Origin of the sequence: Nocardia otitidiscaviarum NBRC 14405, from assembly GCF_000308635.1 — a bacterium.
Taxonomy (GTDB): domain Bacteria; phylum Actinomycetota; class Actinomycetes; order Mycobacteriales; family Mycobacteriaceae; genus Nocardia; species Nocardia otitidiscaviarum.
In genome coordinates, this window is record NZ_BAGD01000020.1 from 44,610 (window position 1) to 68,767 (window position 24,158).

Below are 24,158 nucleotides of genomic sequence, written 5' to 3' on the forward strand. Positions count from 1 at the left end.
CCCCGCGTTGCCGCGAACGAGTACCGCTATCCAGCGGCGAAAGCTCGGGCACGTCGATATCTTGCCGGTGCCGACATCCGAGTCGAAGCTGCCGCTACTAATCCCAGCCGCCGCTACTCGGCGTGCTGTGCGGCAGGCCGGTTTCGAGCGAGCGTCAGCCTCCTGTGTCCGGTTGTCGATCGGACGCGCTGTACTTTCTCCAGGGCGACTTCGCGGAGTTATCGGACTCGTCGAATTCGGTTTCGGAGCCGTGTCCGACGATGATCTCGCCATCCTTCTTCAAGAAGCCCTGCATCGGCTCGGCACTACTCTCGTTGTACAAATACGTCTTCTCGGTGGCCCATACGTCCAAGCCGATTCCTACCGAGCGCAGGGATTCGGCCGACGTTCGCGCGGCCGAGCCCGCAGCGGGTGAACACGACATCTGAATCAATTCGGCCGTGGGTTCGCCCCTCACGGCCTGCTTGAAATGTTTGTTGGCGGCGAGGATCAGCCCGTAGGTCTCTCCGTCGACCAGTGTCGGCACCAACCGGCTCCATTTCGTGAACGGAATCCTCTTCTTGACCTGGACGCCGTACCCTTCACCATAGCCGTGTGCCATCGCGAAAACGGTATCCTCCCCCCAGGGGGCCGGGGACGTTCTTTCATAGGACCACTTCGGCTTCCGACGCCTTCCCGTCTTTCTGTATTGGTAGTAATAGTTGCGAACGGATTCGAGTCCATCGTGAGTGAAACTCATCGGCTTCTGCGAATCCCTGAGCTGTGATGGGAAATGCGTTCCGATGACCGACCCATGCGGATCCAGGATCGGCAGACTGTGGACTTGGTCGGCCCTGAAGACATGAGGAAGCCCGAGGCCGGTGCTACTTCCGGCGAGGAGTGGCATGTCGGAGTTTGCTCGGCTGATTGCCCGGCCGTTCTGCACGTCGATGGTGACGAGGTGGTCGGCGACCTTTCGAAGATCGTGGGAGAGTCCGTTCATAGATTTTCGCACTACTTCGCCAGCGTCGGCGACGGCCGTGCGAATCCGGGCGGTCATGTGCGCCAGTTGCGCGGCGAACTTCATTCGCGCGGAAGCAAACCGCGGGTCAGCAGCCGGAACTGTGCCGGACTACCTGGATTGATCAGGATATCGACGCCAGCCGGTACGATATCGGGCAGTACGGTGCCCTGCACCGGCCACCATCGGTCCGCTTCGACCCGCTGCTTGTGTATCGCAGCGGTGGCGACAGCGACGCAGGCTACTCCGTCCGGAGCCGGTCCCACCAGGGGGTCATCGCTGTCGTCGCACCCGATCTCCACCACCGCGTCCCGCAGTGCCGCGATGATCTCGTCGCCTCCGACGTTGTCTCCGTTGCTGATCCGCCGCAGCACGGCATCGACGGGGTCGGTCGGCAATGTGTCGTCCGTAGGGACGTAGTTCGGATTGGGTTCGAACGGACCGGGAGTGCCGTCCTCGCCGATCAGCCAGCCACCGAGGATCATCTCAGGCGGTGGCATCACCTCCGGCGTGCTGTCCTGCCAACTGGGATGGGTCAGCACCACCCAGTCGCCCCGGCGAACGGTAGACGAGTTCAGTTCCTCCATGTGTCCCCTCCCAGCGAACAAGCCCGGAATCGACCATGGCACCTCCACGCGCGGCGTGCAACGGGTATTGCACCAATCGCTCGAGTTCGGCCCCCGGAACGAGAACTGCCGCATCTCCAGACGAAGATGCGGCAGTCCAGCCACGGCAGGCGGGCGGCGGTCCCACCTGCGCGCCGAAGGCTCCTACACCGGCAGCTTGCGGAACACCGCGCGCGGGATGTGCCGCAGGATCATCATCACGTAGCGGAAAGTGCCCGGGGCCCAGACGATTTCCTTGCCCTTGGCGGAACCGTTGACCGCGAGCGCGGCCACCTGCTCCTTGTCCACGGTGAGCGGGGCTTCCTTGACGTGCGCCGACATCCGGGTCCGTACCTGGCCGGGGCGGATGACGGTGACGCGCGGCCCGTGCGGGCGCAGCGCCTCGCCGAGGCCCAGGTAGAAGCCGTCGAGCCCGGCCTTGGTGGAGCCGTACACGAAGTTGGAGCGGCGCACCCGCTCACCGGCCACCGACGACATGGCGATGATGCGGCCGTAGCCCTGCGCCTTCATCTTCTCGCCGACCAGCACGCCGACCGAGACGGCGGCGGTGTAGTTGAGTTCGGCGGCGATGACGGCCTTGCGCTGGTCCTGCCACAGCTCCTCGGCATCGCCGAGCATGCCGAAGGCCACGATGGCGACATCCACGTCGCCATGCGCCCACGCCTGCTCGATCACCTCGGGGTGGCCGTCCATATCGAGCGCGTCGAAGTCGATGAGCTCGACGTCGGACGCACCCGCGTCCTTCATCTGCGCCACCGCCTGCTCGCGCAGCGGATCATTGGGCAGCGCCGCGAGGACGATGCGCGCGGGGGCCTTCTTCAGGTACTCCGAGCAGATCGCCAGACCGATCTCGGAGGTACCGCCCAGCAGCAGAATGGTCTGCGGATTCCCGACCGCATTGATCACTGAAGCTCCAGCCTTCTCGCCATATCGGACATGAAAACGCCTGTGGGGTCGACGGTTCGGCGGACCTTGATCCACTCGTCGATCCGGGGGTACATCTTGTGGAAGGTCTCCGCGGTGGTGCGGGAGTCCTTGCCGGTGTAGAGCCGCCCGCCGAATTCCAGTACCCGCCGGTCGAGGTCGTTGACGAACTCGTTGAGCCCCGCCTTGATCGGGAAGTCCACGCAGATGTTCCAGCCCGGCATGGGGAAGCTCAGCGGGGCCTGGTTACCCGGACCGAACAGTTTGAAAACGTTCAGGAACGAGTAGAACCCGGAGCGCTGGATGTCGACGATGATGCGCTTGAACTCGTCCACCGACTCCGGTGGCACCACGAACTGGTACTGCAGGAAGCCGTTCGAGCCGTAACCGCGGTTCCACTCACCCAGCATGTCCAGCGGGTGGTAGAACTGCGTCAGATTCTGCACCTTGCCCCGGTAGGTACCCGACTTGCGGTACCAGAGCTCGCCGATCGGCGTGAAGGTGTACTTGTTGGCCAGCCCGTTCGGGAACACGTCCGGCAGCGTGAAGAAGGTCTTGCCGTTGAACTTCAGCGGGTCCTTCTGCAGCTTCTTCGGCAGCTGATCCAGCTTGGCCAGATTGCCGCGCGAGATCGCGGCGCGACCCAGCTTCGGCATCGGGCTGATGGCGTCGAACCAGGCCGAGCTGTACTCGTAGCGATCCTCGGACCCGTCGCTGTGGAAGGCGATGGTGTCGTCCAGCGTCGGCGTGACATCACCGTCGGCAATGAAATAAGCCGTCTCGGTGGGCGTCATCTCGATGGTGGCCCGCAGGATGATGCCGGTCAGACCGCACCCACCGACCGTGGCCCAGAACAGCTTCGCGTTCTTCTTGGGCGTGATGTGGTGCACGGTGCCGTCGGCGGTGAGCAGCTCCATGGATCGCACGTGGTTGCCGAAGCTGCCCGCGCTGTGATGGTTCTTGCCGTGGATATCCGAGCCGATGGCCCCGCCCACGGTGACCTGCCGGGTGCCCGGCAGCACCGGCACCCAGAGGCCGAACGGTAGCGCGGCCTTCATGAGCTGATCCAGGTTCACGCCGCCGTCGACATCGACCAGGCGGGTGGCGGCGTCGATCTTGTGGATCTTGTTCAGCGCGGTCATGTCGACCACGAGTCCGCCCGCGTTCTGCGCGTTGTCGCCGTACGAACGTCCGAGCCCGCGCGCGATGACGCCGCGGCGCAGATGTGCGGGCTTGGCCTCGTTGTCCTCCGCGACCATGGCGACCGCCTTGGCGATCACCTCGGGATCGGACGTGGAGAGGACTTCGGATGTTGTCGGTGCGGTGCGACCCCATCCGGTGAGCTTCCGGGTCTGCGTCGGCAGTGCGTACGCTCCCTCGGAGGCCGAGCTCGTCTCGGCGGCACCGGCGGTGGTGGTCTGAGCTTTCGTGGACATCGGGATAGAGGCTACAGGCATAACCGCCCATCGGCTGGTGCCGTTACCTGTGCGCGGCATTACCCTTCTGCTCTGTGACCGCGGAACCTCACCTGCCCCTGCCGCCCGAGCTGCCCCTGGTCGACGAGCCGGGCGGTACCGATGTCGATCTGAAGACCCAGATCGTCCGCTTCACGCTGACCGGCGGCTTCTCCGCGGTGGTGGACTTCGGGCTGTACGTGCTGCTCATGAGCGTGGTCGGGGTGCCGCGTGATATCGCCAAGGCGGTCAGCTTCATCGCGGGCACCACCACCGCCTACCTGATCAATCGCCGCTGGACCTTCCAGGCGCCGCCGAGCCGCAAACGCTTCATCGCGGTGGTGGCGCTGTACGCGGTGACCTTCGCGGCGCAGGTCGGCATCAACGCGCTGCTGAACATCGTGCTGCCGGAGATGAAGGTCGATGTGGCCGGTCACACATTCACCGGTGCCGTGCTGGTGGCGTTCGTGATCGCGCAGGGCACGGCCACGGTGATCAACTTCATCGTGCAGCGCGCGGTGATCTTCAAGATCCACTGAGCTGAGACCACCGAGCCGTGTTCCGATCAGTACTCGACGAGCGCCCGCGCCTCCTCCTTGGTCCGGAAGTAGTCGCCGCCCTTGGCGCGGACGTTGTCGGTGCCCCACTGGCGGGGTTCGCGGGAGGCGGGCACGAGGTGCGGTATGTGCTTGCGGCAGTGGATGTACGCCTCCTCGACGTCCACCACCACCCAGCGTTCGATGACGCGCCCGCGCTCGCCCTCGGGTAGTCCGTCGATGTAGCGCCGCATGAGCGCGTCGTCGACGATGCGGGCGGAGCCGTTGATGTGCAGGCCGATGAGGTCGTGCACGAAGTCGATGAGCAGGATGCCCACGTGCGGGTTCTCGAGGATGTTGCCGAGGCTGGCCATCACCCCGTTGCCGCGGAATTCGGGGTAGGCGACGGTGTGCTCGTCGATAACGTGGAGGAAGCCGGGCTTGCCCGCCCGGAAGCTGGTGTCGCACTCGCCGTGCTTGTCGGCGGTGGCGATGAAGGCCATATCCATCCGGCGGATGAAATCGATCATGTGGGTATTGAGCCGGTCCCGCACTTGATCTTCGTAGAAACGCTCGGCGCGATCCTGTGTCCCGTAGCGTTCCTGTAGTTCGCGTTCGCCATCGCTGCCGCTTCTGATACCGGGCATTGTGCGCCCCCTCTGGTAGCTGGAGTCCGGATGGGAGAGGCTCGGCCGCGAACTTCGGCCATCCGAAATGCTATACGGTTTAACTATTTTGGTGTGGCGAATGGCTGAAACGACGCATTTTCCCTGGTAGGGCTCGCTCGACTGCTGCCGGTCAGACCTTCCCGTGCGAGGGTCCCCCGGGATGCGGGTTCTCACAAGGGTTCGGAACGGCTTAGCTGCGGGTGTGCTGATCACTCGGCTGGACGTACGTCTGCGAGTTCGGCTGTGCGCGCGAGTATTTCGCAATCCTGAATTGTCCATTTTGCATAGTTTTGTCCGGGTTGGCCGAGCGTTAGCCCCCCTGGAAAAGGACCGAGAGGTCAGTTTGCTTTGCGTTCCAACGCCATTCGATCCAGCACCGTCACCGACCCCCGGCTCAACCGCACCACCCCCGCGTCCTCGAGTTCGCGGAGCACCTTGTTGGCGGTTGCCCGCGTCGTGCCCGCCATGGACGCCAGATCCTCCTGGGTGAGCCGAATCTGCGGCGCCCGGCCCGGATCGCCGTACACCCGCGCCAGATGCGACAGCCGCCGCAGCACCCGCGTCTCCACCGGCAGGTACAGCGCCTCCAGCACCGCCGCGGACAGCCTGCGCACCTGCGCGGCCAGCGAGACGGTGAGAAACCGCTCCACCTGCGGATGATCGGTGCGCAGCCGCTCCAGCCGATCCCGGCTGAGCGTGAGTGTCTCGGCGTCGGTGACCGCCACGATGGTGGCGGTGCGGCGCGCGTCCGGGCTCAGAATCGCCTGCTCGCCGAACATCTCACCCTGGCCGAGAATGGTCAGCGTGGCGGTGTGGCCCAGCGGCGTCGTCACCCGGACGATGAGTTTCCCACTGGTGATCAGGTGCAGGCAGTCCCCGGGATCACCCTCGTGACAGACGATGTCGCGCCGCCGGAATTTGCGCGGCGTGCACGCGGCGACCAGCTCCCGTCGTTCCGCGGGGGACAGCCCGTCGAACAGTTCGAATTCCATCTCACCCTCACCGCAGTGCCTCGAGTTCGTACACCGTCACCGGGTCGCGTTTGCCCTTGATGTCGAAGGCCCCCCGATCCCGGACCACGGCCCGGTCACCGAGCCGCGTTCTGGTCAGCGGGCCGACCACCACCGTTCCCGGTTCGGCCAGCGACTCCAGCCGCGCCGCCAGATTGGTGGTGTCGCCGATGGCCGTGAAGTTCCGCATCTGCGGCGCTCCCACATTGCCGACCACGGCCGGACCCGTATTGACTCCCACTCGAAACATCGGCCAGTCGTCCCGATGCGCAACATCCACCCGTTCCCGCACCCCCGCCACGGCCCGCTGCAACGCCAGCCCGGCCCGCGCCGCCCGCAGCGCGTGATCGGGTTGCCGTACCGGCGCGTTGAAGATCGCCATCACCGCGTCGCCCACGAACTGCACCACCGTTCCGCCCTCGGTCAGGATCTCCGGAACGATCGCGGTGTAGTAGGTGTTCAGCATCCGCATCACCTGCTCCGGCCCCACCCGCTCCGCGAACGGCGTGAACCCCCGCAGATCCGCCATCAACACGCTCACCTCGTGGATCTCACCGCCCAACCCCGCCTGCGACGGATCCGCGATCAACGCCGTGGCCACCGCGGGCGACATGTACGACCGGAACAGCCCGTCCAATTGCTGATACAGCCGCGCGTTCTCCAACACCACCGACGCCTGCGCCGCGAACGACCGCGCCACCGCCTGCTCCGCCGCACCCAGCGGCACGGGAGCCTGCGCACCGGCCCGGCCGGCGGCCCCGGGCAGGGCGAAACCCGCTGTGCCGCGCCGGAGCCCGGTCGCGTTGAGCGCCCGCGTCACCGCGCCCGACGAGACCTCGGGCTCGGCTGCCGCCTTCGCGGGGGCGGTGGTGCGTGCCAGTTCCAGCACTCCGGCACGAAACCCCTTGACCATCAGGGGAAACGCATGCGCGCCGGGGTTGGGTGGCCCACCGTCCTCGAAGTGCAGGCGGCCCCGGCGCAGCACACCGATGCGCACGGTGTCGCCCTCGAAGGCATAGGTCGCCAGACGCTGGATCTCGGCGAGCAACTGCTGCTCGCCGCGGATCACCGAGGAGCGTTCGCCGACGGCGACCAGTGCACCCAGGCGGCGTACCTGTTCGCGTTCGCTGCCGACCGCGCGGGCGCTCTGCTGGAGCACCGCCACCTGGCGTTCGGTGAGGCCGAAACGGCGGGCGAGCTCCTGGCCGACCGCACCGAGTGGTTCGGCCGCGGCGACGCCGCCGCTGGCGCGCTGGTCCAGGGCGGCGACCATCTCCTCGAGCGCGCGGGCGTAGTCGCGGTGGATGGCGTCCAGGGTGCTGCGCAGCGTCACGCTGTCGAACAGGCCCCGCGCCGACCCCTCCCGCAGGAAGGTCAGGTGGGTGCTGAGCGCGATGAGCGCGAACGCCACCCCCAGCAGCACATGCCACTCCCACCACGACACCCGCCAGCTGCGCCCGAACCCCACCGCGAACAGCGCCTCCGCCAACAGCACGAACGCGGTGAGCACGCTCAGCACCACCGTGCCGCGATTGCGGTAGTACAGGTAGGCGTAGCGCACCGCCGCCACCAGATAGCAGGCCGCGCCCACGAACACCGCCGCCACCAGCGGGCCCTGCGCCTCCGACGGATCGGGGACGGCGTCGAAGGGCGGCACCCGGGTCAGCGACAGCAGCGCCCACACCACCATGAGCGTGATGGGCAGCGCCGCGAGCAGATCCGTGTACCGGTGCACCCGCGCGTCCGGCGGATACTCCACCGCCGAGGCCAGGGCCGCGAAGCCGCCCAGCACCATGCCGACCGGCACCGCGGTGGTGAACCCGACATTCGGCGCGGACAGAATGATCCCGGGCGTCGCCAGTGCGTGCAGCCCCAGGAATCCGGCGTTCAGCTGGAATACCAGCGACACCAGGATCAGCCGCATATCCCGATGCGCCCGCGCGGCCCGCAGCAGCAGCACACCGAGGACCAGCGCCACCACGGCCGCGCCCAGGATCAGCCAGAAATGCACACCGTGGTGCTGGAATTCGTGATCCAGGTGCGGCCGCGCCACCAGCACCCACAGGCCGAGGGCGGGCAGGCTGACATGCACCAGCCACAGCAGTATCCGGACGGGTGACATGCGGGCACCGACCTCAGGCCGGGGTGAGCGTTACCGGCACGCCGTTGAACACGGCATTGCCGGAGGGGGCGTCGACGAGCGAATCATCGGTCAGCACATTGGCATTCACCCCGGCGTGCTCGCGCGCCACGGCCTGCGAGCTGTCCGCGTGCCCCCACCCGTGCGGCAGGCTCACCACGCCGGGCATGATCTCCTCGGTCGGTTCGACGGTGACGATCACGGTGCCCGCCGCGGACTTCACCACGGCCTGCCCGTTCAGACCCAGCCGCGCCACGTCGTCGGGGTGGATGTGCAGGGTGCACCGGTTGGATCCGCCCACCAGCGACGAGACATTGTGCAGCCAGCTGTTGTTGGACCGCAGTTGCCGCCGCCCGATGAGCACCATCTCCGGCGCGTCGTCGCGCAGCCGCGCCCGCAACCGACGCACATCCGCGAGCAACTGCGGCGGCGCGAGCTCCACCTTCCGTGACGCGGTACGCAGCACCCCGGGCAGTCGCGGCCGCAACGGACCGAGGTCGATGCCGTGCGGATGCTCGAGCAGCACCCGCAGATTCAGCGCGCCGTGCCACCGGGAGAGGGCTGCGCCGCCGCCGCGCAGCACCCCGCCGTCGGCTGCGTCCCGTACCGTGGTCCCGGCGGGGGGCTCCGTGCGGGTGCCGGTGTGAGATCCCGTACCGGCTGCATGTGGGACGACCGTCGCTTCCTGCGACCCGGGACCGGCCTGGTTCCGCGGGCGCGTCGCGGCGTCGGCGTTCTGGTTCCGCGCGCCCCCACCCTGCTCGGCGGTGGCGCGCGCGGCCTCGTTCCACTCGCCGTAGGGCCCCAGCCGCAGCATCATGTCGATGCGCTGTTCGGTCGTGTTCTCGCCGAGCAGTTCCGGGCGGCGTTCGAGCAGCCCGGCCTTCTGCAGGGTGCCCGCGATGACCATCTCGTCCACCGCCTCGAGCGGGGTGACGCCCTCCGGCGGCCGCTGTCCGCTCACCGCCATGGCCAGCCGGGCGAGGATCTCCGCCTCCGAGGGGTGGTCGCCGAGCGGTACCAGGGGGCGCGAATAGCGGGCATAGTTGCGCACCGCGAAGTTCAGCAGCGCGAAATCGTAGTGCGGGGCCTGCACGATGCGCGGCGGCGGCAGGATCACATCGGCGTGGCGGGTGGTCTCGTTGAGGTACCGGTCCACGCACACCATGAATTCCAGTCCGGCGAAGGCGGCGTCCAGTCGCGGTCCGCTGGGCGCGGAGAGCACCGGATTGCCCGCCACTGTCACCATGGCCCGGATCTGTCCATCGCCCGGCGTGCCGATCTCGTCGGCGAGGGTGGCGACGGGCAGCTCGCCCATGGCCTCCGGCAGCTCGCGCACCCGGCTGGTCCACCGTCCGGTGCGGAAGGGGCGGGACCGCACGATGCCCAGCGCCGCCCCGGTGGCGAACATGGCACCGCCGGGGGTGTCGAGATTTCCGGTGAGCACATTCACCACATCCACCAGCCACTGCGTGACGGTGCCGAATTCGGCTGTGCAGGTGCCGATCCGGGCGTAGACGGCGGCTGTCGGCGCGGCAGCCAGCTCGCGGGCGATCCGGGTCACCGTCGCGGCGGGCACGCCGGTGCGGGCCGACACCACCTCAGGGGTGAAATCGGCGGCGGCCGCGCGGATCTCGTCCAGCCCCTCGACCTCGACGCGGACGTCGGTGAGCTGCTCGGCGAACAGCGTGTGCACGATCCCGAACAGCAGGTACGCATCACTGCCCGGCCGGATGAACAGATGCTCGTCCGCGAGCTTGGCCGTGCGGGTGCGCCGCGGGTCCACCACCGTGAGGCGTCCGCCGCGTTTGCGCAGCGCCTTCAGCCGTCCCGGGAAATCCGGTGCGGTGCAGAGCGATCCGTTCGACTCCAGCGGATTCGCCCCGAGCATGAGCAGGTAGTCGGTGCGATCCAGATCCGGTACCGCGACCGTGAGCGGATCGCCGAACATGAGCCCGCTCGCGACCTGCTTCGGCATCTGATCGGCGGTGCTGGCGGAGTAGATGTTCCTGGTGCCCAGTGCGCGCAGCACCAACGGCAGGTACAGGGCCCCGGCCACGGTGTGCGCGTTGGGGTTTCCCACGTACACGCCCACGGCCTGGTTGCCGTGCGCGTGCGCGATGGCGGGCAGCCGCTCACCGATGAGCGCGAAGGCCTCCGCCCAGGTCGCGGTCCGCCATTCGTCGGTGTCGCGGTCGCGGATCATGGGTTCGGTCAGCCGATCCGGGTCCTCGTCGAGAGCTCCGAGGCTGGCCCCCTTGGGGCAGATGAAGCCGTGACTGAACGGGTCGGCATGGTCGCCGCGTACGGCTGTTACGTGGTCGTGGGCGTCGAGAGTGAGTTCGAGACCGCACACCGCCTCGCAGAGCGGGCAGGTGCGCAGCAGCGTCCGGGGGCTGTCCGTGACGGGGGTCATACCTCATCATCGCCCGCCACCCCGACAGGCGAAACCGGAAGCGGACGATTTGTGTCGGGACGCCGACACAACGAACGTCCGCGCGCGGACAGACCCGCCGCCCGTTCGCGGCCAGGCTGGGCACATGCGGTTTCTCGAACGAACACAAGCCCTCGAAGCACTGCACGCCGCCTGCGCGGACATCGCCGCGGGCACCGCCACGGTGGTCGAGGTGACCATCGCGGGTGAAACCGGCCTGTTCGTGCGCACCTCACCCCAGCCCGGCCCGCTCTGCCGCTCCACCCTGCGCAACCACCCCGCCCGCCTCACCCCGAGGCAGCAGGACGTCCTGGAACTGGTCTGTGCGGGCCTCACCAACCCGGAGATCGCCGACCGCCTCTACCTGTCGGTCCGCACGGTCGACCACCACGTCTCGTCCATCCTCGCCAAACTCGGCGTCCCCAACCGCCGCGCCGCCCGCGCCGCCGCCCTCCACCACCAGGCCACCGCCCCGCACGCCCGCCGCCGCGCCGCGCACACGCGCCGCCACCGCAGCACCCCGGCGGCAGTGACCCACCTGTCCCATACCGCCTGACCGGCCGCGCCGCGCGGCCTGACCGTCTGGCCCGTGAGGCTTCGCCCGGCCGCCTCAATTGCTGGGCGGGGGCCAGGTGAGATCCTGCGGCTACCGAGTACAGCCCCCTCCCGTGCGGGAGGGGGCTGTCGCGCGTCCACGCGCGGCGATCGACCACGCCGTCATCCTGCTCCGCGCACGCGAAAACCGCGGGTGCCGGGGAGCACCCGCGGTCAGCGGAGTCCTAGAACGACGTACTTCAGGAAGCGATACGCGCCACCTGCGGCTTGCGCCCGCTCACGGCCGCCCGCACGGCGGCGGAGATCGCCACCACCGGCGGCACCCAGCGTGCCTCCTGCGGAGCGACTCCCCAGCACGCCGACCCGGCGGCGGACAGCTGCGTCGGCGGCAGCGGGATGCCCGCGCCGTCGGAGTGCACGATGGCACCGGCGGCCCGCAGCGCCTCGAGCGCCATGGCGGCCTTCTGTACGCCGGTGACCAGGTGGATTTCGCGGCGCTCGGTGCCCGGGATCTCGATGACCGGCCCCGAGAGGTTGTTGGCACGCAGGAAGCGACGGACATAAGCGGCGGTCTCCCCGGATACCTCGATACCCGCCAGGTTGTCGTCGGTGATCAGGCAGATGCCGTTGGCCGTTTCGGCGACCGTCCAGCCACGCTGGGTGTATTCCTGCGCAGATGCGGCCAACACTGCGGCCGTGACGGAAGACGAAAACGTCGTACGCACTGGATTCTCCATTCCCCGGTAGATCTAGGTCCTGCTCTGTGCGTGGTATCGCCGCCCGGTGTCCGAGGCGTTACAGGCTCTTTTTCACGCGTCTTCGTTCGCGGCTACAAAAGAGACAGCTTCGCGTTGTAGGTGGCGCTACTACGCCGTTGTCACAGCAGTGACATTTCGGGGGCGGTACCCACTACCTGCGATAACGCCGAAGCTGCTCGCGCCCACGCGTTTCCGAGCGTGATGCGCCCGGAAATGGGAAGTGTCGGAGAACACACTGCGTCGGACTGTAGCGCGGATGTGATTGCGATCAGACTTGGCGTGCCGGAAGGCCGGTGGGAGAGGAGCGTTTTCGTCCATGACCGATCGATCGGGTGGGGATCAGTCCGAACTGGACGAGTTCGAGGCGGAATCGCGCTGGCTGGCGTTCAAGGAGTCGGCGGTCAAGCGCATGTCCCGGCACGCCGCCGAGGCGGATGCGGACGAGCAGCTGCCCGTCGAACCCTTCACCAGCCCAAGCGCATTCGGCTCCTGGAGCGTCGAGGCCGCGCGCGCCCTGGTGGACCTGCAATTTCGCCGGACCGCCACGCGCACCCTGCTGCCGCTGGCCTATCTGCTGGGTCTGGCGGGCGCGGTGGCCATTCCCATCGCCACGACGGTGTTACTGCTGAGGTCCTCGATGTGGGTGGGGGTGGTGTTCGCGGTGGTGTTCGCGATACCGTTGGGTCTCACCATCGCCGCCACCGTGCGCCTACTGCTGGAATTCCTGGTGAACGCCTCGCGGCTGGCGGGCAAGGTGGAACATATCGCCGAACTGGCCGACGATCTGTTCCAGGCCCTGTCGGATGTGGCCGAACCGGTCAATCAGCTGTCGGAGGATATGCGTGCCGTGCAGTTCTGGCGCTTCCGAAAGCGTAACTCCCGCAAGTAGTCTCGTCTCCGAACGGTCGTTCGTGGCGGCCCCGGCGTTCCCCGCGTCCATGGATCGGCGAGATTTCCTGTGTCACAATGCGATCGCAACTTGTTAGGGGGACGGATGGCTCTACCGCAGGGGATCACCGGATCGACCATGCCGCGTCGACAACTCGGTCGTCAGCTTCGCGACCTGCGCAATCGCGCGCGGATGACGACCCGGGTGGCCGCGCAGCGGCTGGAATGGTCCGAGGCCAAGATCTGGCGCATCGAGACCGGTCAGACATCGCTGCGCAGCCTCGACGTCGAGGCCATGTGCCGAATCTACGGTGCGCCCGAGGACGCCATCCAGCCGCTGGCCGCGCTGGCCCGGGAGACCAAGGCGCGCGGCTGGTGGACCGAGTACAGCGACGTCATCGACGAGGGTTACGAGGTGTACATCGGCCTCGAGGAGGCCGCCGCCCGCCTCACCACCTATGAGAACGAGCTGGTGCCCGGGCTGTTGCAGACCGAGGACTACATGCGCGCGGTGCTCGCGGGCGCGTATCCGGGCATCACCGCCGAGCAGATGGACCGCCGGGTGCGGGTCCGCACCACCCGCCAGCAGTTGCTGACGCGCTCGGATTCCCCGCTGCAACTGGATGTGGTGATCTCGGAGGCGGTGCTGTGGCATCGGATCGGGGGCGAGGGGGTCACCGCCGGTCAGCTGGACCGCCTGCGCGATCTGAGCGAACTGCCGAATGTGCGGCTGCGGCTGGTGCCCGCGGACTGCGGATACCACCACGGAATGGATGCGGGCCGATTCGTCCTGCTCGAATTCCCCGCACCCGCGGGCGAGGTGCCCGAACCGCCGGTGGTGTACGTGGAATCCCTCACCGGCTCCTCCTATCTGGACAAAGACCACGATGTGGAGCGCTATCGCGAGGCATTCCGGGCCGTCGCGGCGGTGGCGGCGGACGCCGCGCCCGTGATCGAGTCCGCGCGTGCCTCGGTCTGAGCTGTCCGCCCATTGTGCTGTTTCACAGAACTCGCGCGCACCCATTGTCCCCGCGCGTGACGGCGGTTACAGTCGGTGCTAGCAGGGTGCTTGCAACTGCGAGCGCGAACCCTGTGGAGTGAGCCAGACAAAGGAGTCTGACCATGCCAGGTGAGAGCACCGACAGATCCTCCGGGGAACTATCCGCGGCCGGCCCCACGCGCGGCCGACAGATGCTCGTCGACGACCGCTTCACAGCGGTCGCCGCCAAGTTCTTCCAGATCTTCCGCCGCTCGCGTGCGGGTGGCGGCGCCTTCGCGGTTTTCCTCGACGGCGAGCCGGTGCTCGACATCTGGGCGGGTTGGGCCGAACCCGGACGCCGCTGGGGCGCCGACACCATGGCGCTGTCGTATTCCACCGGCAAGGGTGTGGCGGCCACCGTCATCAACCGTCTCGCCGATCGCGGGGTCATCGACTACGACGCTCCCGTCGCCGAGTACTGGCCCGAATTCGCGGCGGCGGGCAAGGGCGACATCACCGTGCGGCAGGCGCTCGCCCATCGCGCCGGAGTGCAGCGCATGCGCGGACTGCTCGACGATCCCGAGGATCTGCTCGACCACGACAAGGTGGCCGCGGCCATGGCGGCGAGCGCGCCGGACCCGCTGCGGCACCGGGCTTCCGGGTATCACGGGCTGAACTTCGGCACGCTGGTCGCGGAGATCGCGCAGCGGGCGAGCGGGCGGCCCTTCGCCGACCTGGTGCGCAGCGAACTCGTGGAGCCGCTGGGCGACAACGACTTCTGGTTCGGGGTGCCTCGGCAGCAGCGGCATCGCATCGCCCACCTGTCGCCCCGGCTCAGCGTCGGCAAGGTGCCGTTCGACCGGCTGGTCGGGCTGCCCGCGCGGGTGCGGGCGCTGCATTCGGCGCGCGGGGCGGTGTACGACGGCTGGGCCGACATGTCGGTGGGGGAGCGCCCCTACGACGCCATGATGCCCGGCTGGAACGGGACTTTCACCGCGCGGTCGCTGGCACGCATGTACGGCGCCATCGCCAATGACGGCGTGGTCGGTCACCGCCGGCTGCTCAGCGCCCAGGGTGCGCGGACACTCGCCGAGATGCCGGTGAACAGCCGCTTCGACTACGTCCTCGGCGCACCACCGCAATTCGCGCTCGGCTACCACCGCGCCATCGTCGGAGCGACGCTGACCCGCAAGGCGTTCGGGCACTTCGGCATCGGCGGCTCCGGCGGCATGGCGATCCCCGGCCGCGGCCTGGGCATCGGATTCGTCACCAACCAGCTCGGTTATTCGGCCATGACCCTGGGCGATGCCCGGCTGCCGATGCTGGCGGCCTTGACGCAGCGGGCCGCTCGGGTGGCGCGCGGCGAGGGCGCGGCGGTCGCCGCCTGAGTCCGGCTCTCGGCACGGTGTTGCCGCGCCTCCGGATTCAGTTCCCGCCCTTCAGCTTTCGCCAGCCCCCGGCGCGGTTGTTGGCGATGATCTGCCGGAACATGGCGAGCAGCGCCGGGGCGTTCAGGGTCTCGCCTTCGCGCACGGCGACGGTGCGGGCCGTCTTGTTGTCGTGCCCGCCGGTGATGATCCCCTCCGGATCGGGCACGATGGCCCCGTCGTAGAGGAATACGTTCACATGGTCCTTGGCGGCGAGCAGCGCGCAGATATTGCCGTCCAGCACGAAGTAGGGCCGCACCGTGCGTTTGATGGTCTCGACGACCTCGGTATCGGCCTCGTGCACCAGCTCCCGCACCTCGCGGCATACGGCCTGCTGCCATTCCGGTAGCGCGTCGATGTAGGCGTCGACCCGCGGATCGACCGCGTAGGAGGGCATGCCCGCAGCATACGGCTCAGCGCAGCGACTGTTCCAGGACTTCGCGATGTGTGGGCGCGGCCGCACGGTGCAGTTCGCGGCCCTTGTCGGTGAGGCAGACGAAGATGGCGCGGCGGTCTTCGGTGCACAGCGTGCGGTTGACCAGGCCGTCGCGTTCCAGGCGGGCCACCGCGCGGGAGAGTGCGCTCTGGCTGAGGTGGATGTCACCGGCGAGGTCGCTCATCTTGTAGCTCTCGCCGCCGGCCTCCATGAGCCGGTCGAGGGTTTCGAATTCGCTGAGCCCGATGTGGTGGCGGCCCTGCAACTCCTTCTCGAGGGCGCAGGAGGCGGTCGCGTGCCGGCTCAGCAGCTCGCGCCATTCGGCTACCAGCCCGGTGGCTTCGGGCCGGTCGACAGGCGCTGTCGGCTTCGGCATGGGGCCATCCTAGTGGTCGGCGCGGAATCATGCAACCGCATTTAATGCTTGCACATTTAATGCGTGTGCATGTACTGTTTCGGCTCATGACCACAACGGCTCTGAAATCGGCTGCCGCATCCGCCGATACGAACAGCTGGCCCCTGCGCCTCTGGGGCATGCTGATCACCCTGTGCATCGTGCTGTTCCTCGACGGTCTGGACGTGTCGATGATCGGCGTCGCACTGCCGTCCATCGGAACCGAACTCGACCTCCCCACCTCCACCCTGCAATGGCTGGTCAGCGGCTACGTCCTCGGCTACGGCGGCCTGCTGCTGCTGGGCGGACGCACCGCCGACCTGCTCGGCCGCCGCAAGGTCTTCCTGATCGCGCTGGCCGTCTTCGCCCTCGCCTCGCTGGCGGGCGCGCTGGTCAGCTCCGGCCCGCTGCTGATCCTCACCCGCTTCATCAAGGGCCTGGCCGCCGCATTCACCGCGCCGACCGGCCTGTCCATCATCACCACCAACTTCGCCGAGGGCCCGGCCCGCAACAAGGCGCTGTCCATCTACACCGTGTTCGGCGCGGGCGGCTATTCCATGGGCCTGCTGTTCGGCGGCCTCATGACCGGCATCGGCTGGCGCTGGACCTTCCTGCTGCCGGTGCCGATCGCCCTGGCGGCCCTGGTCGCGGCCATCTTCCTGGTGCCCAAGGACAAGCCCGCCGATGAGGGCGGCCACGACATCCTGGGCGCTGTGCTGTCCACCGCCGCCATGCTGCTGCTGGTCTACACCGTGGTCACCGCCCCCGAGGTGGGTTGGGCGTCGGCGCGCACCATCGGCTCGTTCGTGCTGGCCGCCGCGCTGTTCGCCGGATTCATCGCGGTCGAGAAGCGGGTGCGGTATCCGCTGGTCCGCCTGGGCATCCTGCGCAAGGCCACCCTGGTCCGCGCCAGCCTCGCCATCATCGCGGTGGGCGGTTCGTACTTCAGCTGGCAGTTCATCACCACACTGTACTTCCAGGACACCCTCGGCTGGTCGCCGCTGCACCTGGCGCTCGCCCTGCTGCCGGTGGGTCTGCTGGTGGTCACCTCGGCCTTCGTCTCCGACAAGCTGGTCGATCGCTTCGGCACCGGGCCGATCATCGCCGTCACCATGGCGGTCATGGCCGTCGGCTACCTGATGTTCCTGCGCGTCGACACCGCCCCGAACTATCTGACGGTCCTGCTGCCCGCCATCCTGCTGATCGGCATCGGCTGGGTCGGCTTCCCGGCCATCAATATCCAGGCCACCAGCGGTATCGACAATGACGAGCAGGGGCTCGCCGCCGGCGTGCTGCAAACCGCCATGCAGGTCGGCGCGGCCATCGTGCTGGCGGTGACCACCGCCATCGTCACCTCGGGCGCGCACACCGACCCCAGCCCGGCCGCCATGCTGGACACCTACCGTCCCGGCCTGGAGTTCGCCGCGGGCGTGGCGATCGTCGGAGCCCTGGTCGCCCTCACGGTCTACCTGCCCAAGCGGCGCAAGAACCGTGCGGTCGAGCAGACGGAGGCCGAACTGCAACTCGTCGGCTGACCCGATCTCCGGCTCGGCAACGGCTCTCCCTCGTCGCCCGCCGGGCCGGATCGCTGGGGCGCATCGCACACGCGATGCGCCCCAGCGCTTTCAGCGTCACCGGCGATATCGCCACCGTGACTCCTGTGTCCGTGCGGCGCGTCCTACCGTCGTTGCCGTGGTCGGGTTGTCACGATGTCAGCGTGAGTCGCGACAGGCTGGCTGCGGTGTTCGCACGTCGTCGGGCGCGGCTGCGGTCGCGGCGCTACGCCACCGCGGCGCTGAATCCGCCCACCGCGCCCGGCGCGACCGTGCCCGTGACCACCCCGGACGGGGCGCGCTTGCGGGTGCGCGTCTACGGTCCGGCCGAGGGGCGGCCGATCGTGCTCGTCCACGGCTGGGGCTGCTGCCTCGAATACTGGAATCCGCAGGTCAACGCCTTCGCCGAGGAATACCGCATGATCTGCTACGACCAGCGCGGGCACGGCGAGAGCGGTCTCGGCGCGGACGGCCCGAGTATCGATCAGCTCGGCGACGACCTGGCCACCGTGCTGGCCGCCACCCTGCGTCCGGGCGAACCGGCGATGCTGGTCGGGCACAGCATGGGCGGAATCACCGTGCAGGCGTGGGCCGCCCGCCACCGCGACCAGTTCGACTCCCACGCGGCGGGCGCGATCCTGGCCAACACCACCTCGGGCCGCATCGCCACCGGCACCGAACTGCTGCCCGGTTTCAATGTGCCGCTGCGGATTCTCGGCCGCCGCGTCCAACTCTCGGCCCGGCTGCTGGTGTCGCTGCTCGGTCTGCCGCTGCCGATTCCGGGCGGCCCACTGGTGAAGTGGCTGATCCGCTGGCGCATCATGTCCCGCAACGCCACCCCGGACGAGGTGGCCTTCGTTCTGAACATCGTGCGCTCCTGCCCGCCGCGTGGCCGCGCCCGCGTGGAGCGGATGCTCGCCGAATTCGATCTGGGCCCGGCCGCCGAACACCTCACCGTCCCGACCACCGTGATCGCCGGAGACCGCGACCGCCTGCTCCCCCTGGCCATGTCACGCGCCCTCGCCGACGCCCTGGCCCGGGTCGGCAGCCTGGTGGACTTCCACATCCTGCCCACCGGACACGCCGCGAATATCGAAGCCACGAACCGTTTCAACGCCGAACTGGCGGCCGCGGCCCGCCGCGCCTTCGACACCCCGAGCGCGACCACCGGCTGATACCGGGACACGCGGTCATGGCAGCGGCCGCGACTCTGGCTCGGCGTCGGTCCTCGGCCCGCGGCGAACGGGTCAGCGTCCTGACCGGAGTGTCACGAGCGACGGGCGGCGACGCCTCGTGAAATGGTGGGTGCCGCGACCGTCCGGTGGCACGACGAAGCACCCGGATCCCGGCACCGGGGTCGTCAGTACAGCAGCCGTGCGTCCGACAGTGGGGGTGCGGCGGCGTCCTTGGCCGAGCGGATGACCGTGAGCGGCTGCCCGTCTCGACCCACCGTCGGCCATTCGATGCCGATGGCCGGATCGAACGCGTCCACCTCACCGTCTACTTCGGGGGTGTACTCCAGGGAGCACAGGTACGTCACGGTGGAGTCGTCCGCCAGCGACAGCAGTGCGTGCCCCAGCCCCTCGGCCAGGAATACCGACCGGCGCGTCACATCGTCGATCACCACGGCGTCCCACCGCCCGAAGGTCGGCGAGTCGGGCCGCAGATCCACCACCACATCCAGGAACGCGCCCCGCACACAGGTCACGTACTTGGCCTGCCCCGGCGGATTCGCGGTGTAGTGGATGCCGCGCAGCACCCCGGCGGCCGAGGTGGAGACGTTCACCTGCTGGAGATCGAAGGGACGCCCCACCGCCTTCTCGAATTCCGACGCCTTGAACTGCTCGAGGAACACCCCGCGCGCGTCACCGTGCAGCCGCGGTGTGAACTCCCACGCGCCGGGCACCGACAGTTCCCGTATCTCCACCGTCAGTGCTCCCGTCCCAGTGCGCCCTGCTCCCACTCCCGGCCGTGCTCCAGCAGATTCAGCAGGTAGGTGCCGTAGCCCGAGCGTTCGAGCGGTTCGGCGATGGCGCGCAGCTGTTCGTCGTCGATGAAGTTCATCCGCCAGGCCACCTCTTCGGGTACCCCGATCTTGAGGCCCTGCCGCTCCTCGATGGTGCGCACGTAATTCGCGGCGTCCAACAGTGAGTCGAAGGTGCCGGTGTCGAGCCAGGCGGTGCCGCGGGCGAGCACCTCCACCCGCAGTCTGCCCTGTTCGAGATAGGTGCGGTTGATATCGGTGATCTCGTATTCGCCGCGCGCCGAGGGCCGCAGCCCGCGGGCGATCTCGACGACGTCGTTGTCGTAGAAGTACAGCCCCGGAATGGCGTAGTTGGAGCGCGGCCGCTTCGGCTTCTCCTCGATGGAGATGGCCTTGCCCTCGGCGAATTCCACCACGCCGTAGGCGGTGGGGTCGGAGACCCGGTAGGCGAACACCGCGCCGCCGTCGAGCCCGTCGAAGCGGTGCAGCGTGGTGCCGAGTCCGGGTCCGTGGAAGATGTTGTCGCCCAGCACCAGTGCCGCGCAGTCGGTGCCGATGTGGTCGGCCCCCAGGACGAAGGCGCGGGCGAGCCCGTCGGGTTCCGGTTGCACCACATAGGAGATCGACAGCCCGAACCGGCTGCCGTCGCCGAGCAGGCGCGCGAAGGCGTCGCTGTCCTCCGGGGTGGTGATGACCAGGATGTCCCGGATCCCCGCCAGCATGAGCGTGGACAGGGGGTAGTACACCATCGGCTTGTCGTACACCGGGACCAGCTGTTTGCTCACCCCGCGCGTGATCGGGTGCAGCCGTGAGCCCGTGCCGCCCGCCAGGATGATTCCGCGCATGTCACAGCAGTCTGCCAGTTGGGTCGCGGGCGGGGGCGGGGAGGTTCCGACTCGACCGCGAATCGATCACGGCCGGTTTACCGCAATGCCCTTGTGGCCATTAAGTGTTGCGTACGTCACGTTCTCATGGTGTTCTGAAACGACGCTATGTGAGATGTCAGCGCCGACTCTCGCGCGCCGGGTGCCCGAGCCCTGTTCGGTCCCTGGACGAACGGCTCGGCGCGCCAACAACGAGGTAGGTGCGCGATGACAGCGACAAGTGACAGCGTCCCGGTGGCCAACCCGCACGGCATCAGCGTGTACGCACACGCCCTGGCGGCGGCCTGCCGCACCGTGGTCCGGCCGCTCGGTGGCCTGGTGCCCGTCAACACGCGCACCATCCCGGTGGCGGCGACGGTGATCAACGGGCTGTCGAAATTCCGGCCGCAGCCGCGCGGGGTGGAGCGGGAGCAGGTGCGGCTCAGGGACTTCCGTATGGAGATCGTGCGTCCCGCCGGAGCCCGCAGTTCGCTGCGCGACGGCGCGATCATGTACATGCACGGCGGCGGCTTCTTCCTGTGCGGGCTGGACACGCACCGCCCCGTCGTGGCCGCGCTGGCCCGGCGCACCGGGCTGCCGGTGGTGAGCGTGGAGTATCGGCAGCTGCCCGATACCGACATCTCCGGTTCGGTCGACGACTGCCTGACCGCCTACCGCTGGCTGCTCAGCCGGGGCGCGGACGCCTCGCGCATCGTCTTCGCCGGTGATTCCGCCGGTGGCTACATGACTTTCGCGACCGCCCTGCGCGCCCGCGACCAGGGGCATCCGGTGCCTGCCGGACTGGTCGGCCTGTGCCCCGCCCTGGACCTGGACTGCACCGAGAAGCGCGCCCACCCGAATATGCGCCGGGACCCGCTCATTCCGCTGTCCGCACTGGAATCGGTGGTGCGCATCGGAGCGACGGTCGACGGCTGCCTGGACCCGCGGCTGTCACCGGTCAACGGCGTGCTCGCCGGGATGCCCCCGGCCCTGCTCATCGTGGCCGAGGACGAGGTGCTGCGCCGCGACAGCGAACTCATGGCCCAGCGCCTGGCCGCCGCGGGCGTCCCGGCCACCCTGGAGGTCTGGCGCGGTCAGGTGCACGCCTTCATGGCCATCTTCCCGGGTATGCCGGAGAGCCGGGCGGCGCTGGCGTCGGTGGCCCGCTTCGTCCGCGCCCGCCTCGAAGCCGAGCAGCTGATGCGCACCGCCTGAGCGCCCCGAACACCGCGAACCCGCCCGGTCTCAGACCGGGCGGGTTCGCTTGTGGCGCTTGCCGATTACTTGGCCGGCGGCACGAAGGGCGAGTTGATGATGTTGAAGTAGTTGATGATCTCGACCACGGCCACCGGGGCGGTGATCAGGATGGTGCCGACGATGCCGACGAAGCTGGCGGTGGCGGCGGCGCCGACGAGGCAGCCGATGACCGGGCCCGCGCCGAACATGGTCGCGATCGGCAGGCTGGCGGCGAGGCCGACGGCAGCACCCAGCACACAGCCGACGATGCCGCCGAGCACGGTGGTGGTCAGGCCCGCCAGGGTGGCGGCCATGCTGATGTTGTCCTTCATGCGCGAGTAGGCGGCCTTCTCACGCTCGTACTCGTTCTTGAAACCGGCCTGGTCCTGGAACGGCAGGGCGACCGGCTTGTAGACGGCCTTGTCCATCTCGATCTCGGGGGTCAGGGTGGCGGTGTTGCCACTGATCTCCGCGGCGACCGGGAACAGGAAGTCGTCCACCTGGACCATGAGCGGGCCACCGGCCATCACGGTGCCAGTGGCATCCTTGATCTTGAACAGACCGTCCTCGACGGCGACCGAGCCGCCGGCGGCCGAGATCTGGAGAGCCTTCTCCTTGACCTCGTAGGAGACCTCGACACCCTGGGCGGGGGCCGGAGCCGGGTCGGCGTGCACGGTGCCCGCGGTGACGCCCAGGGCAGCGATAACCATGGCCGACGTCGCGGCAAATTTCCTCATCAGCATTCTTTGAAACCTCGATACGAAGAGCTCGGGGGGACACGGGAATACAAATCGAGGTCAGCTAACGATCGGTGAACCTACTGTGACCGTTCATTCAATTCTTGTTCACCACAGCGCCGTACGCGTTGGTCGGCTCCTGGAAACACGCAGGTCGCGACCGGCTTTCTCGAACCTTCCGGACGGAATCGACAATCCGGACCGGCGAGTTTGTGTTCGAGATCACAAATAGTCGAGGTATATTCGTGACCGAATCGGGCGAATGTCGCGAGTTGGCGGCGAAATTGCGACATTTCGGCGCGGATTCCAGCCTACGGCGGTATTCGGTGTTTCCACCGCGTATCCGAATGCGCGCAGCCGGAACGCCGCCGCTGTGCTCGTCGGGTTACCTGACCGCCCCGGCCCGCCGCGAAACTCGGTAGGGTTCTGCTGTGCGACTGCTCGTAACCGGTGGCGCCGGCTTCATCGGCGCGAACTTCGTTCATCAGACCGTGAACCGACGGCCTGGCGTCCATGTCACCGTGCTGGACAAACTCACCTATGCCGGAAACCGGGCCTCATTGGACCCGGTGGCCGACCGCCTCGAGTTCGTGCACGGTGACGTCGCCGATGCCGCGCTGGTGGACCGGCTGGTCGGGGGCGTGGACGCGGTGGTGCATTTCGCCGCCGAATCACACAACGACAAATCCCTCGCCGATCCGTGGCCGTTCGTCCAGACCAATATCGTCGGCACCTTCGCGCTGCTTCAGGCGGTGCGCAAACATCAGGTGCGCTACCACCACATCTCCACCGACGAGGTGTACGGCGATCTGGAACTCGACGATCCGACCGCGTTCACCGAGAACACGCCATACAACCCGTCCAGTCCCTATTCGGCCAGCAAGGCGTCCAGTGACATGCTGGTGCGCGCCTGGGTGCGCTCGTTCGGCATCCGGGCAACACTGTCCAACTGCAGCAACAACTTCGGCCCCTACCAGCACGTCGAGAAATTCATTCCGCGGCAGATCACCAATCTCATCGACGGTATCCGCCCCCGCCTCTACGGCGCCGGACATCAGGTGCGCGACTGGATCCACGTGGACGACCACAACAGCGCGGTATGGGAAATCCTGGAGCGCGGGCGCATCGGACAGACGTACCTCATCGGCGCCGACGGCGAACGCGACAACAAATCGGTGGTGCGGCTCATTCTGGAGGCATTCGGCCGCGATCCGGACGACTTCGACCACGTCACCGACCGCCCCGGCCACGACCAGCGCTATGCCATCGATTCCACGCTGCTGCGCACCGAACTCGGCTGGAAGCCGGAATACCGCGACTTCCGCGCGGGACTGGCCGCCACCATCGACTGGTATCGCGCCAATGAATCCTGGTGGCGGCCGCAGAAAGCCGCCACCGAAAGCGCCTACGCGGCCGCGGGCGAGAAGGTTCTGTAGGCCGCGAAGCCGCAGACGCCTACCGGTAGGCCGCGGGTAAGCGCCCGCGGCTCAACGGCTGTCAGCCCCAGACGATGGAGCAGTATTTCGTGGCCGCGGTGGCGAGTGCGAAAACGGTGG

23 protein-coding genes are annotated in these 24,158 nt (G+C 68.1%); 9 read left to right on the top strand and 14 right to left on the bottom strand.

Going from position 1 to position 24,158, the window contains the following annotated elements; translation table 11 throughout:
• Positions 1-154: 154 nt before the first annotated feature.
• The 4 genes from ON31_RS36430 to dprE1 all read right to left on the bottom strand — a co-directional run bounded on the left by ON31_RS36430 (position 155) and on the right by dprE1 (position 3,986).
• Complete coding sequence (locus ON31_RS36430) at positions 155-1,066, bottom strand: hypothetical protein (protein WP_147287020.1); 912 nt, start codon at positions 1,064-1,066, stop codon at positions 155-157.
• Positions 1,063-1,701: a type VII secretion system-associated protein gene (locus ON31_RS01420; RefSeq protein ID WP_115061499.1), complete on the bottom strand. Its 639-nt coding sequence runs from the start codon at positions 1,699-1,701 to the stop codon at positions 1,063-1,065. Before ON31_RS01420 ends, ON31_RS36430 begins: the two co-directional genes overlap by 4 nt.
• A gap of 69 nt (positions 1,702-1,770) precedes the next feature.
• Positions 1,771-2,532, bottom strand: coding sequence for a decaprenylphospho-beta-D-erythro-pentofuranosid-2-ulose 2-reductase (gene dprE2 / locus ON31_RS01425; protein WP_039808499.1), 762 nt, complete (start codon positions 2,530-2,532; stop codon positions 1,771-1,773).
• Complete coding sequence (dprE1, locus tag ON31_RS01430) at positions 2,529-3,986, bottom strand: decaprenylphosphoryl-beta-D-ribose oxidase (RefSeq protein WP_051036643.1); 1,458 nt, start codon at positions 3,984-3,986, stop codon at positions 2,529-2,531. Before dprE1 ends, dprE2 begins: the two co-directional genes overlap by 4 nt.
• A 74-nt stretch (positions 3,987-4,060) precedes the next feature.
• On the opposite strand from dprE1, the gene ON31_RS01435 reads away from it, so the two are divergent.
• Positions 4,061-4,543, top strand: coding sequence for a GtrA family protein (locus ON31_RS01435; RefSeq protein WP_081592144.1), 483 nt, complete (start codon positions 4,061-4,063; stop codon positions 4,541-4,543).
• Between the two features lie 26 nt (positions 4,544-4,569).
• Here the strand turns inward: ON31_RS01435 and ON31_RS01440 are convergent, their stop codons facing one another.
• The 4 genes from ON31_RS01440 to ON31_RS01460 form a co-directional block, all read right to left on the bottom strand.
• The gene (locus ON31_RS01440; RefSeq protein ID WP_039808501.1) at positions 4,570-5,187 is read right to left on the bottom strand and encodes a pyridoxamine 5'-phosphate oxidase family protein; all 618 of its coding nucleotides are present in this window, start codon (positions 5,185-5,187) and stop codon (positions 4,570-4,572) included.
• A 359-nt stretch (positions 5,188-5,546) separates the two neighbouring features.
• Positions 5,547-6,200: a Crp/Fnr family transcriptional regulator gene (locus tag ON31_RS01445; RefSeq protein WP_039808503.1), complete on the bottom strand. Its 654-nt coding sequence runs from the start codon at positions 6,198-6,200 to the stop codon at positions 5,547-5,549.
• Between the two features lie 7 nt (positions 6,201-6,207).
• Entirely contained in the window at positions 6,208-8,340 is a 2,133-nt protein-coding gene (locus ON31_RS34390) for an adenylate/guanylate cyclase domain-containing protein (RefSeq protein WP_051036645.1), read from the bottom strand.
• A 13-nt stretch (positions 8,341-8,353) separates the two neighbouring features.
• Positions 8,354-10,774: a molybdopterin-dependent oxidoreductase gene (locus ON31_RS01460; protein ID WP_039808505.1), complete on the bottom strand. Its 2,421-nt coding sequence runs from the start codon at positions 10,772-10,774 to the stop codon at positions 8,354-8,356.
• 124 nt (positions 10,775-10,898) lie between these two features.
• Here ON31_RS01460 and ON31_RS34395 point away from each other — a divergent pair, with 124 nt between their 5' ends.
• The gene (locus tag ON31_RS34395) at positions 10,899-11,348 is read left to right on the top strand and encodes a helix-turn-helix domain-containing protein (protein WP_051036647.1); all 450 of its coding nucleotides are present in this window, start codon (positions 10,899-10,901) and stop codon (positions 11,346-11,348) included.
• Between the two features lie 238 nt (positions 11,349-11,586).
• On the opposite strand, the gene ON31_RS01470 is transcribed toward ON31_RS34395, so the two are convergent.
• The gene (locus ON31_RS01470; protein ID WP_029930401.1) at positions 11,587-12,084 is read right to left on the bottom strand and encodes a hypothetical protein; all 498 of its coding nucleotides are present in this window, start codon (positions 12,082-12,084) and stop codon (positions 11,587-11,589) included.
• Positions 12,085-12,421: 337 nt separating this feature from the next.
• Here ON31_RS01470 and ON31_RS01475 point away from each other — a divergent pair, with 337 nt between their 5' ends.
• From ON31_RS01475 to ON31_RS01485, 3 genes are all read left to right on the top strand, one after another.
• Positions 12,422-12,994: a DUF4282 domain-containing protein gene (locus tag ON31_RS01475; protein WP_029930400.1), complete on the top strand. Its 573-nt coding sequence runs from the start codon at positions 12,422-12,424 to the stop codon at positions 12,992-12,994.
• A gap of 105 nt (positions 12,995-13,099) precedes the next feature.
• Positions 13,100-13,972: a helix-turn-helix domain-containing protein gene (locus ON31_RS01480; RefSeq protein WP_039808507.1), complete on the top strand. Its 873-nt coding sequence runs from the start codon at positions 13,100-13,102 to the stop codon at positions 13,970-13,972.
• A 143-nt stretch (positions 13,973-14,115) separates the two neighbouring features.
• Positions 14,116-15,360, top strand: a complete 1,245-nt coding sequence (locus tag ON31_RS01485) for an EstA family serine hydrolase (RefSeq protein WP_039808509.1) — start codon at positions 14,116-14,118, stop codon at positions 15,358-15,360.
• A 37-nt stretch (positions 15,361-15,397) separates the two neighbouring features.
• On the opposite strand, the gene ON31_RS01490 is transcribed toward ON31_RS01485, so the two are convergent.
• Both ON31_RS01490 and ON31_RS01495 read right to left on the bottom strand, forming a co-directional pair.
• Positions 15,398-15,796, bottom strand: a complete 399-nt coding sequence (locus ON31_RS01490; protein WP_039808511.1) for a DUF1801 domain-containing protein — start codon at positions 15,794-15,796, stop codon at positions 15,398-15,400.
• A gap of 16 nt (positions 15,797-15,812) precedes the next feature.
• Positions 15,813-16,211 carry a MarR family transcriptional regulator gene (locus ON31_RS01495; protein ID WP_039808513.1) on the bottom strand — a complete coding sequence of 133 codons (399 nt, stop codon included), beginning with the start codon at positions 16,209-16,211 and terminating at the stop codon, positions 15,813-15,815.
• Between the two features lie 86 nt (positions 16,212-16,297).
• On the opposite strand from ON31_RS01495, the gene ON31_RS01500 reads away from it, so the two are divergent.
• Together ON31_RS01500 and ON31_RS01505 are read left to right on the top strand one after the other, a co-directional pair.
• Positions 16,298-17,764 (top strand): MFS transporter, encoded by a 1,467-nt coding sequence (locus ON31_RS01500; RefSeq protein ID WP_039808515.1) that lies wholly within the window; start codon positions 16,298-16,300, stop codon positions 17,762-17,764.
• A gap of 182 nt (positions 17,765-17,946) precedes the next feature.
• Positions 17,947-18,957 carry an alpha/beta fold hydrolase gene (locus ON31_RS01505; RefSeq protein ID WP_255221939.1) on the top strand — a complete coding sequence of 337 codons (1,011 nt, stop codon included), beginning with the start codon at positions 17,947-17,949 and terminating at the stop codon, positions 18,955-18,957.
• Between the two features lie 185 nt (positions 18,958-19,142).
• On the opposite strand, the gene ON31_RS01510 is transcribed toward ON31_RS01505, so the two are convergent.
• A complete protein-coding gene (locus ON31_RS01510; protein WP_039808517.1) occupies positions 19,143-19,709 on the bottom strand; it encodes a dTDP-4-dehydrorhamnose 3,5-epimerase family protein in 567 nt (188 codons plus the stop codon).
• 2 nt (positions 19,710-19,711) lie between these two features.
• Positions 19,712-20,611 (bottom strand): glucose-1-phosphate thymidylyltransferase RfbA, encoded by a 900-nt coding sequence (gene rfbA, locus ON31_RS01515; protein ID WP_029930392.1) that lies wholly within the window; start codon positions 20,609-20,611, stop codon positions 19,712-19,714.
• Between the two features lie 246 nt (positions 20,612-20,857).
• Here rfbA and ON31_RS01520 point away from each other — a divergent pair, with 246 nt between their 5' ends.
• Positions 20,858-21,844 carry an alpha/beta hydrolase gene (locus tag ON31_RS01520; protein WP_051036648.1) on the top strand — a complete coding sequence of 329 codons (987 nt, stop codon included), beginning with the start codon at positions 20,858-20,860 and terminating at the stop codon, positions 21,842-21,844.
• A gap of 65 nt (positions 21,845-21,909) precedes the next feature.
• On the opposite strand, the gene ON31_RS01525 is transcribed toward ON31_RS01520, so the two are convergent.
• Positions 21,910-22,602, bottom strand: coding sequence for a DUF8020 domain-containing protein (locus tag ON31_RS01525; RefSeq protein ID WP_255221940.1), 693 nt, complete (start codon positions 22,600-22,602; stop codon positions 21,910-21,912).
• A 431-nt stretch (positions 22,603-23,033) separates the two neighbouring features.
• Here ON31_RS01525 and rfbB point away from each other — a divergent pair, with 431 nt between their 5' ends.
• Complete coding sequence (gene rfbB / locus ON31_RS01530) at positions 23,034-24,038, top strand: dTDP-glucose 4,6-dehydratase (RefSeq protein ID WP_039808524.1); 1,005 nt, start codon at positions 23,034-23,036, stop codon at positions 24,036-24,038.
• The last annotated feature ends 120 nt before the right edge of the window (positions 24,039-24,158 follow it).

Bases quoted from the DNA above. Each gene is read 5' to 3' on its own strand.
- ON31_RS36430 (WP_147287020.1), bottom strand. From the start codon at position 1,066: ATGAAGTTCGCCGCGCAACTGGCGCACATGACCGCCCGGATTCGCACG.
- ON31_RS01420 (WP_115061499.1), bottom strand. From the start codon at position 1,701: ATGCGGCAGTTCTCGTTCCGGGGGCCGAACTCGAGCGATTGGTGCAAT.
- dprE1 (WP_051036643.1), bottom strand. From the start codon at position 3,986: ATGTCCACGAAAGCTCAGACCACCACCGCCGGTGCCGCCGAGACGAGC.
- ON31_RS01440 (WP_039808501.1), bottom strand. From the start codon at position 5,187: ATGCCCGGTATCAGAAGCGGCAGCGATGGCGAACGCGAACTACAGGAA.
- ON31_RS01445 (WP_039808503.1), bottom strand. From the start codon at position 6,200: ATGGAATTCGAACTGTTCGACGGGCTGTCCCCCGCGGAACGACGGGAG.
- ON31_RS34390 (WP_051036645.1), bottom strand. From the start codon at position 8,340: ATGTCACCCGTCCGGATACTGCTGTGGCTGGTGCATGTCAGCCTGCCC.
- ON31_RS01460 (WP_039808505.1), bottom strand. From the start codon at position 10,774: ATGACCCCCGTCACGGACAGCCCCCGGACGCTGCTGCGCACCTGCCCG.
- ON31_RS34395 (WP_051036647.1), top strand. From the start codon at position 10,899: ATGCGGTTTCTCGAACGAACACAAGCCCTCGAAGCACTGCACGCCGCC.
- ON31_RS01470 (WP_029930401.1), bottom strand. From the start codon at position 12,084: ATGGAGAATCCAGTGCGTACGACGTTTTCGTCTTCCGTCACGGCCGCA.
- ON31_RS01475 (WP_029930400.1), top strand. From the start codon at position 12,422: ATGACCGATCGATCGGGTGGGGATCAGTCCGAACTGGACGAGTTCGAG.
- ON31_RS01480 (WP_039808507.1), top strand. From the start codon at position 13,100: ATGGCTCTACCGCAGGGGATCACCGGATCGACCATGCCGCGTCGACAA.
- ON31_RS01485 (WP_039808509.1), top strand. From the start codon at position 14,116: ATGCCAGGTGAGAGCACCGACAGATCCTCCGGGGAACTATCCGCGGCC.
- ON31_RS01490 (WP_039808511.1), bottom strand. From the start codon at position 15,796: ATGCCCTCCTACGCGGTCGATCCGCGGGTCGACGCCTACATCGACGCG.
- ON31_RS01495 (WP_039808513.1), bottom strand. From the start codon at position 16,211: ATGCCGAAGCCGACAGCGCCTGTCGACCGGCCCGAAGCCACCGGGCTG.
- ON31_RS01500 (WP_039808515.1), top strand. From the start codon at position 16,298: ATGACCACAACGGCTCTGAAATCGGCTGCCGCATCCGCCGATACGAAC.
- rfbA (WP_029930392.1), bottom strand. From the start codon at position 20,611: ATGCGCGGAATCATCCTGGCGGGCGGCACGGGCTCACGGCTGCACCCG.
- ON31_RS01520 (WP_051036648.1), top strand. From the start codon at position 20,858: ATGACAGCGACAAGTGACAGCGTCCCGGTGGCCAACCCGCACGGCATC.
- ON31_RS01525 (WP_255221940.1), bottom strand. From the start codon at position 22,602: ATGAGGAAATTTGCCGCGACGTCGGCCATGGTTATCGCTGCCCTGGGC.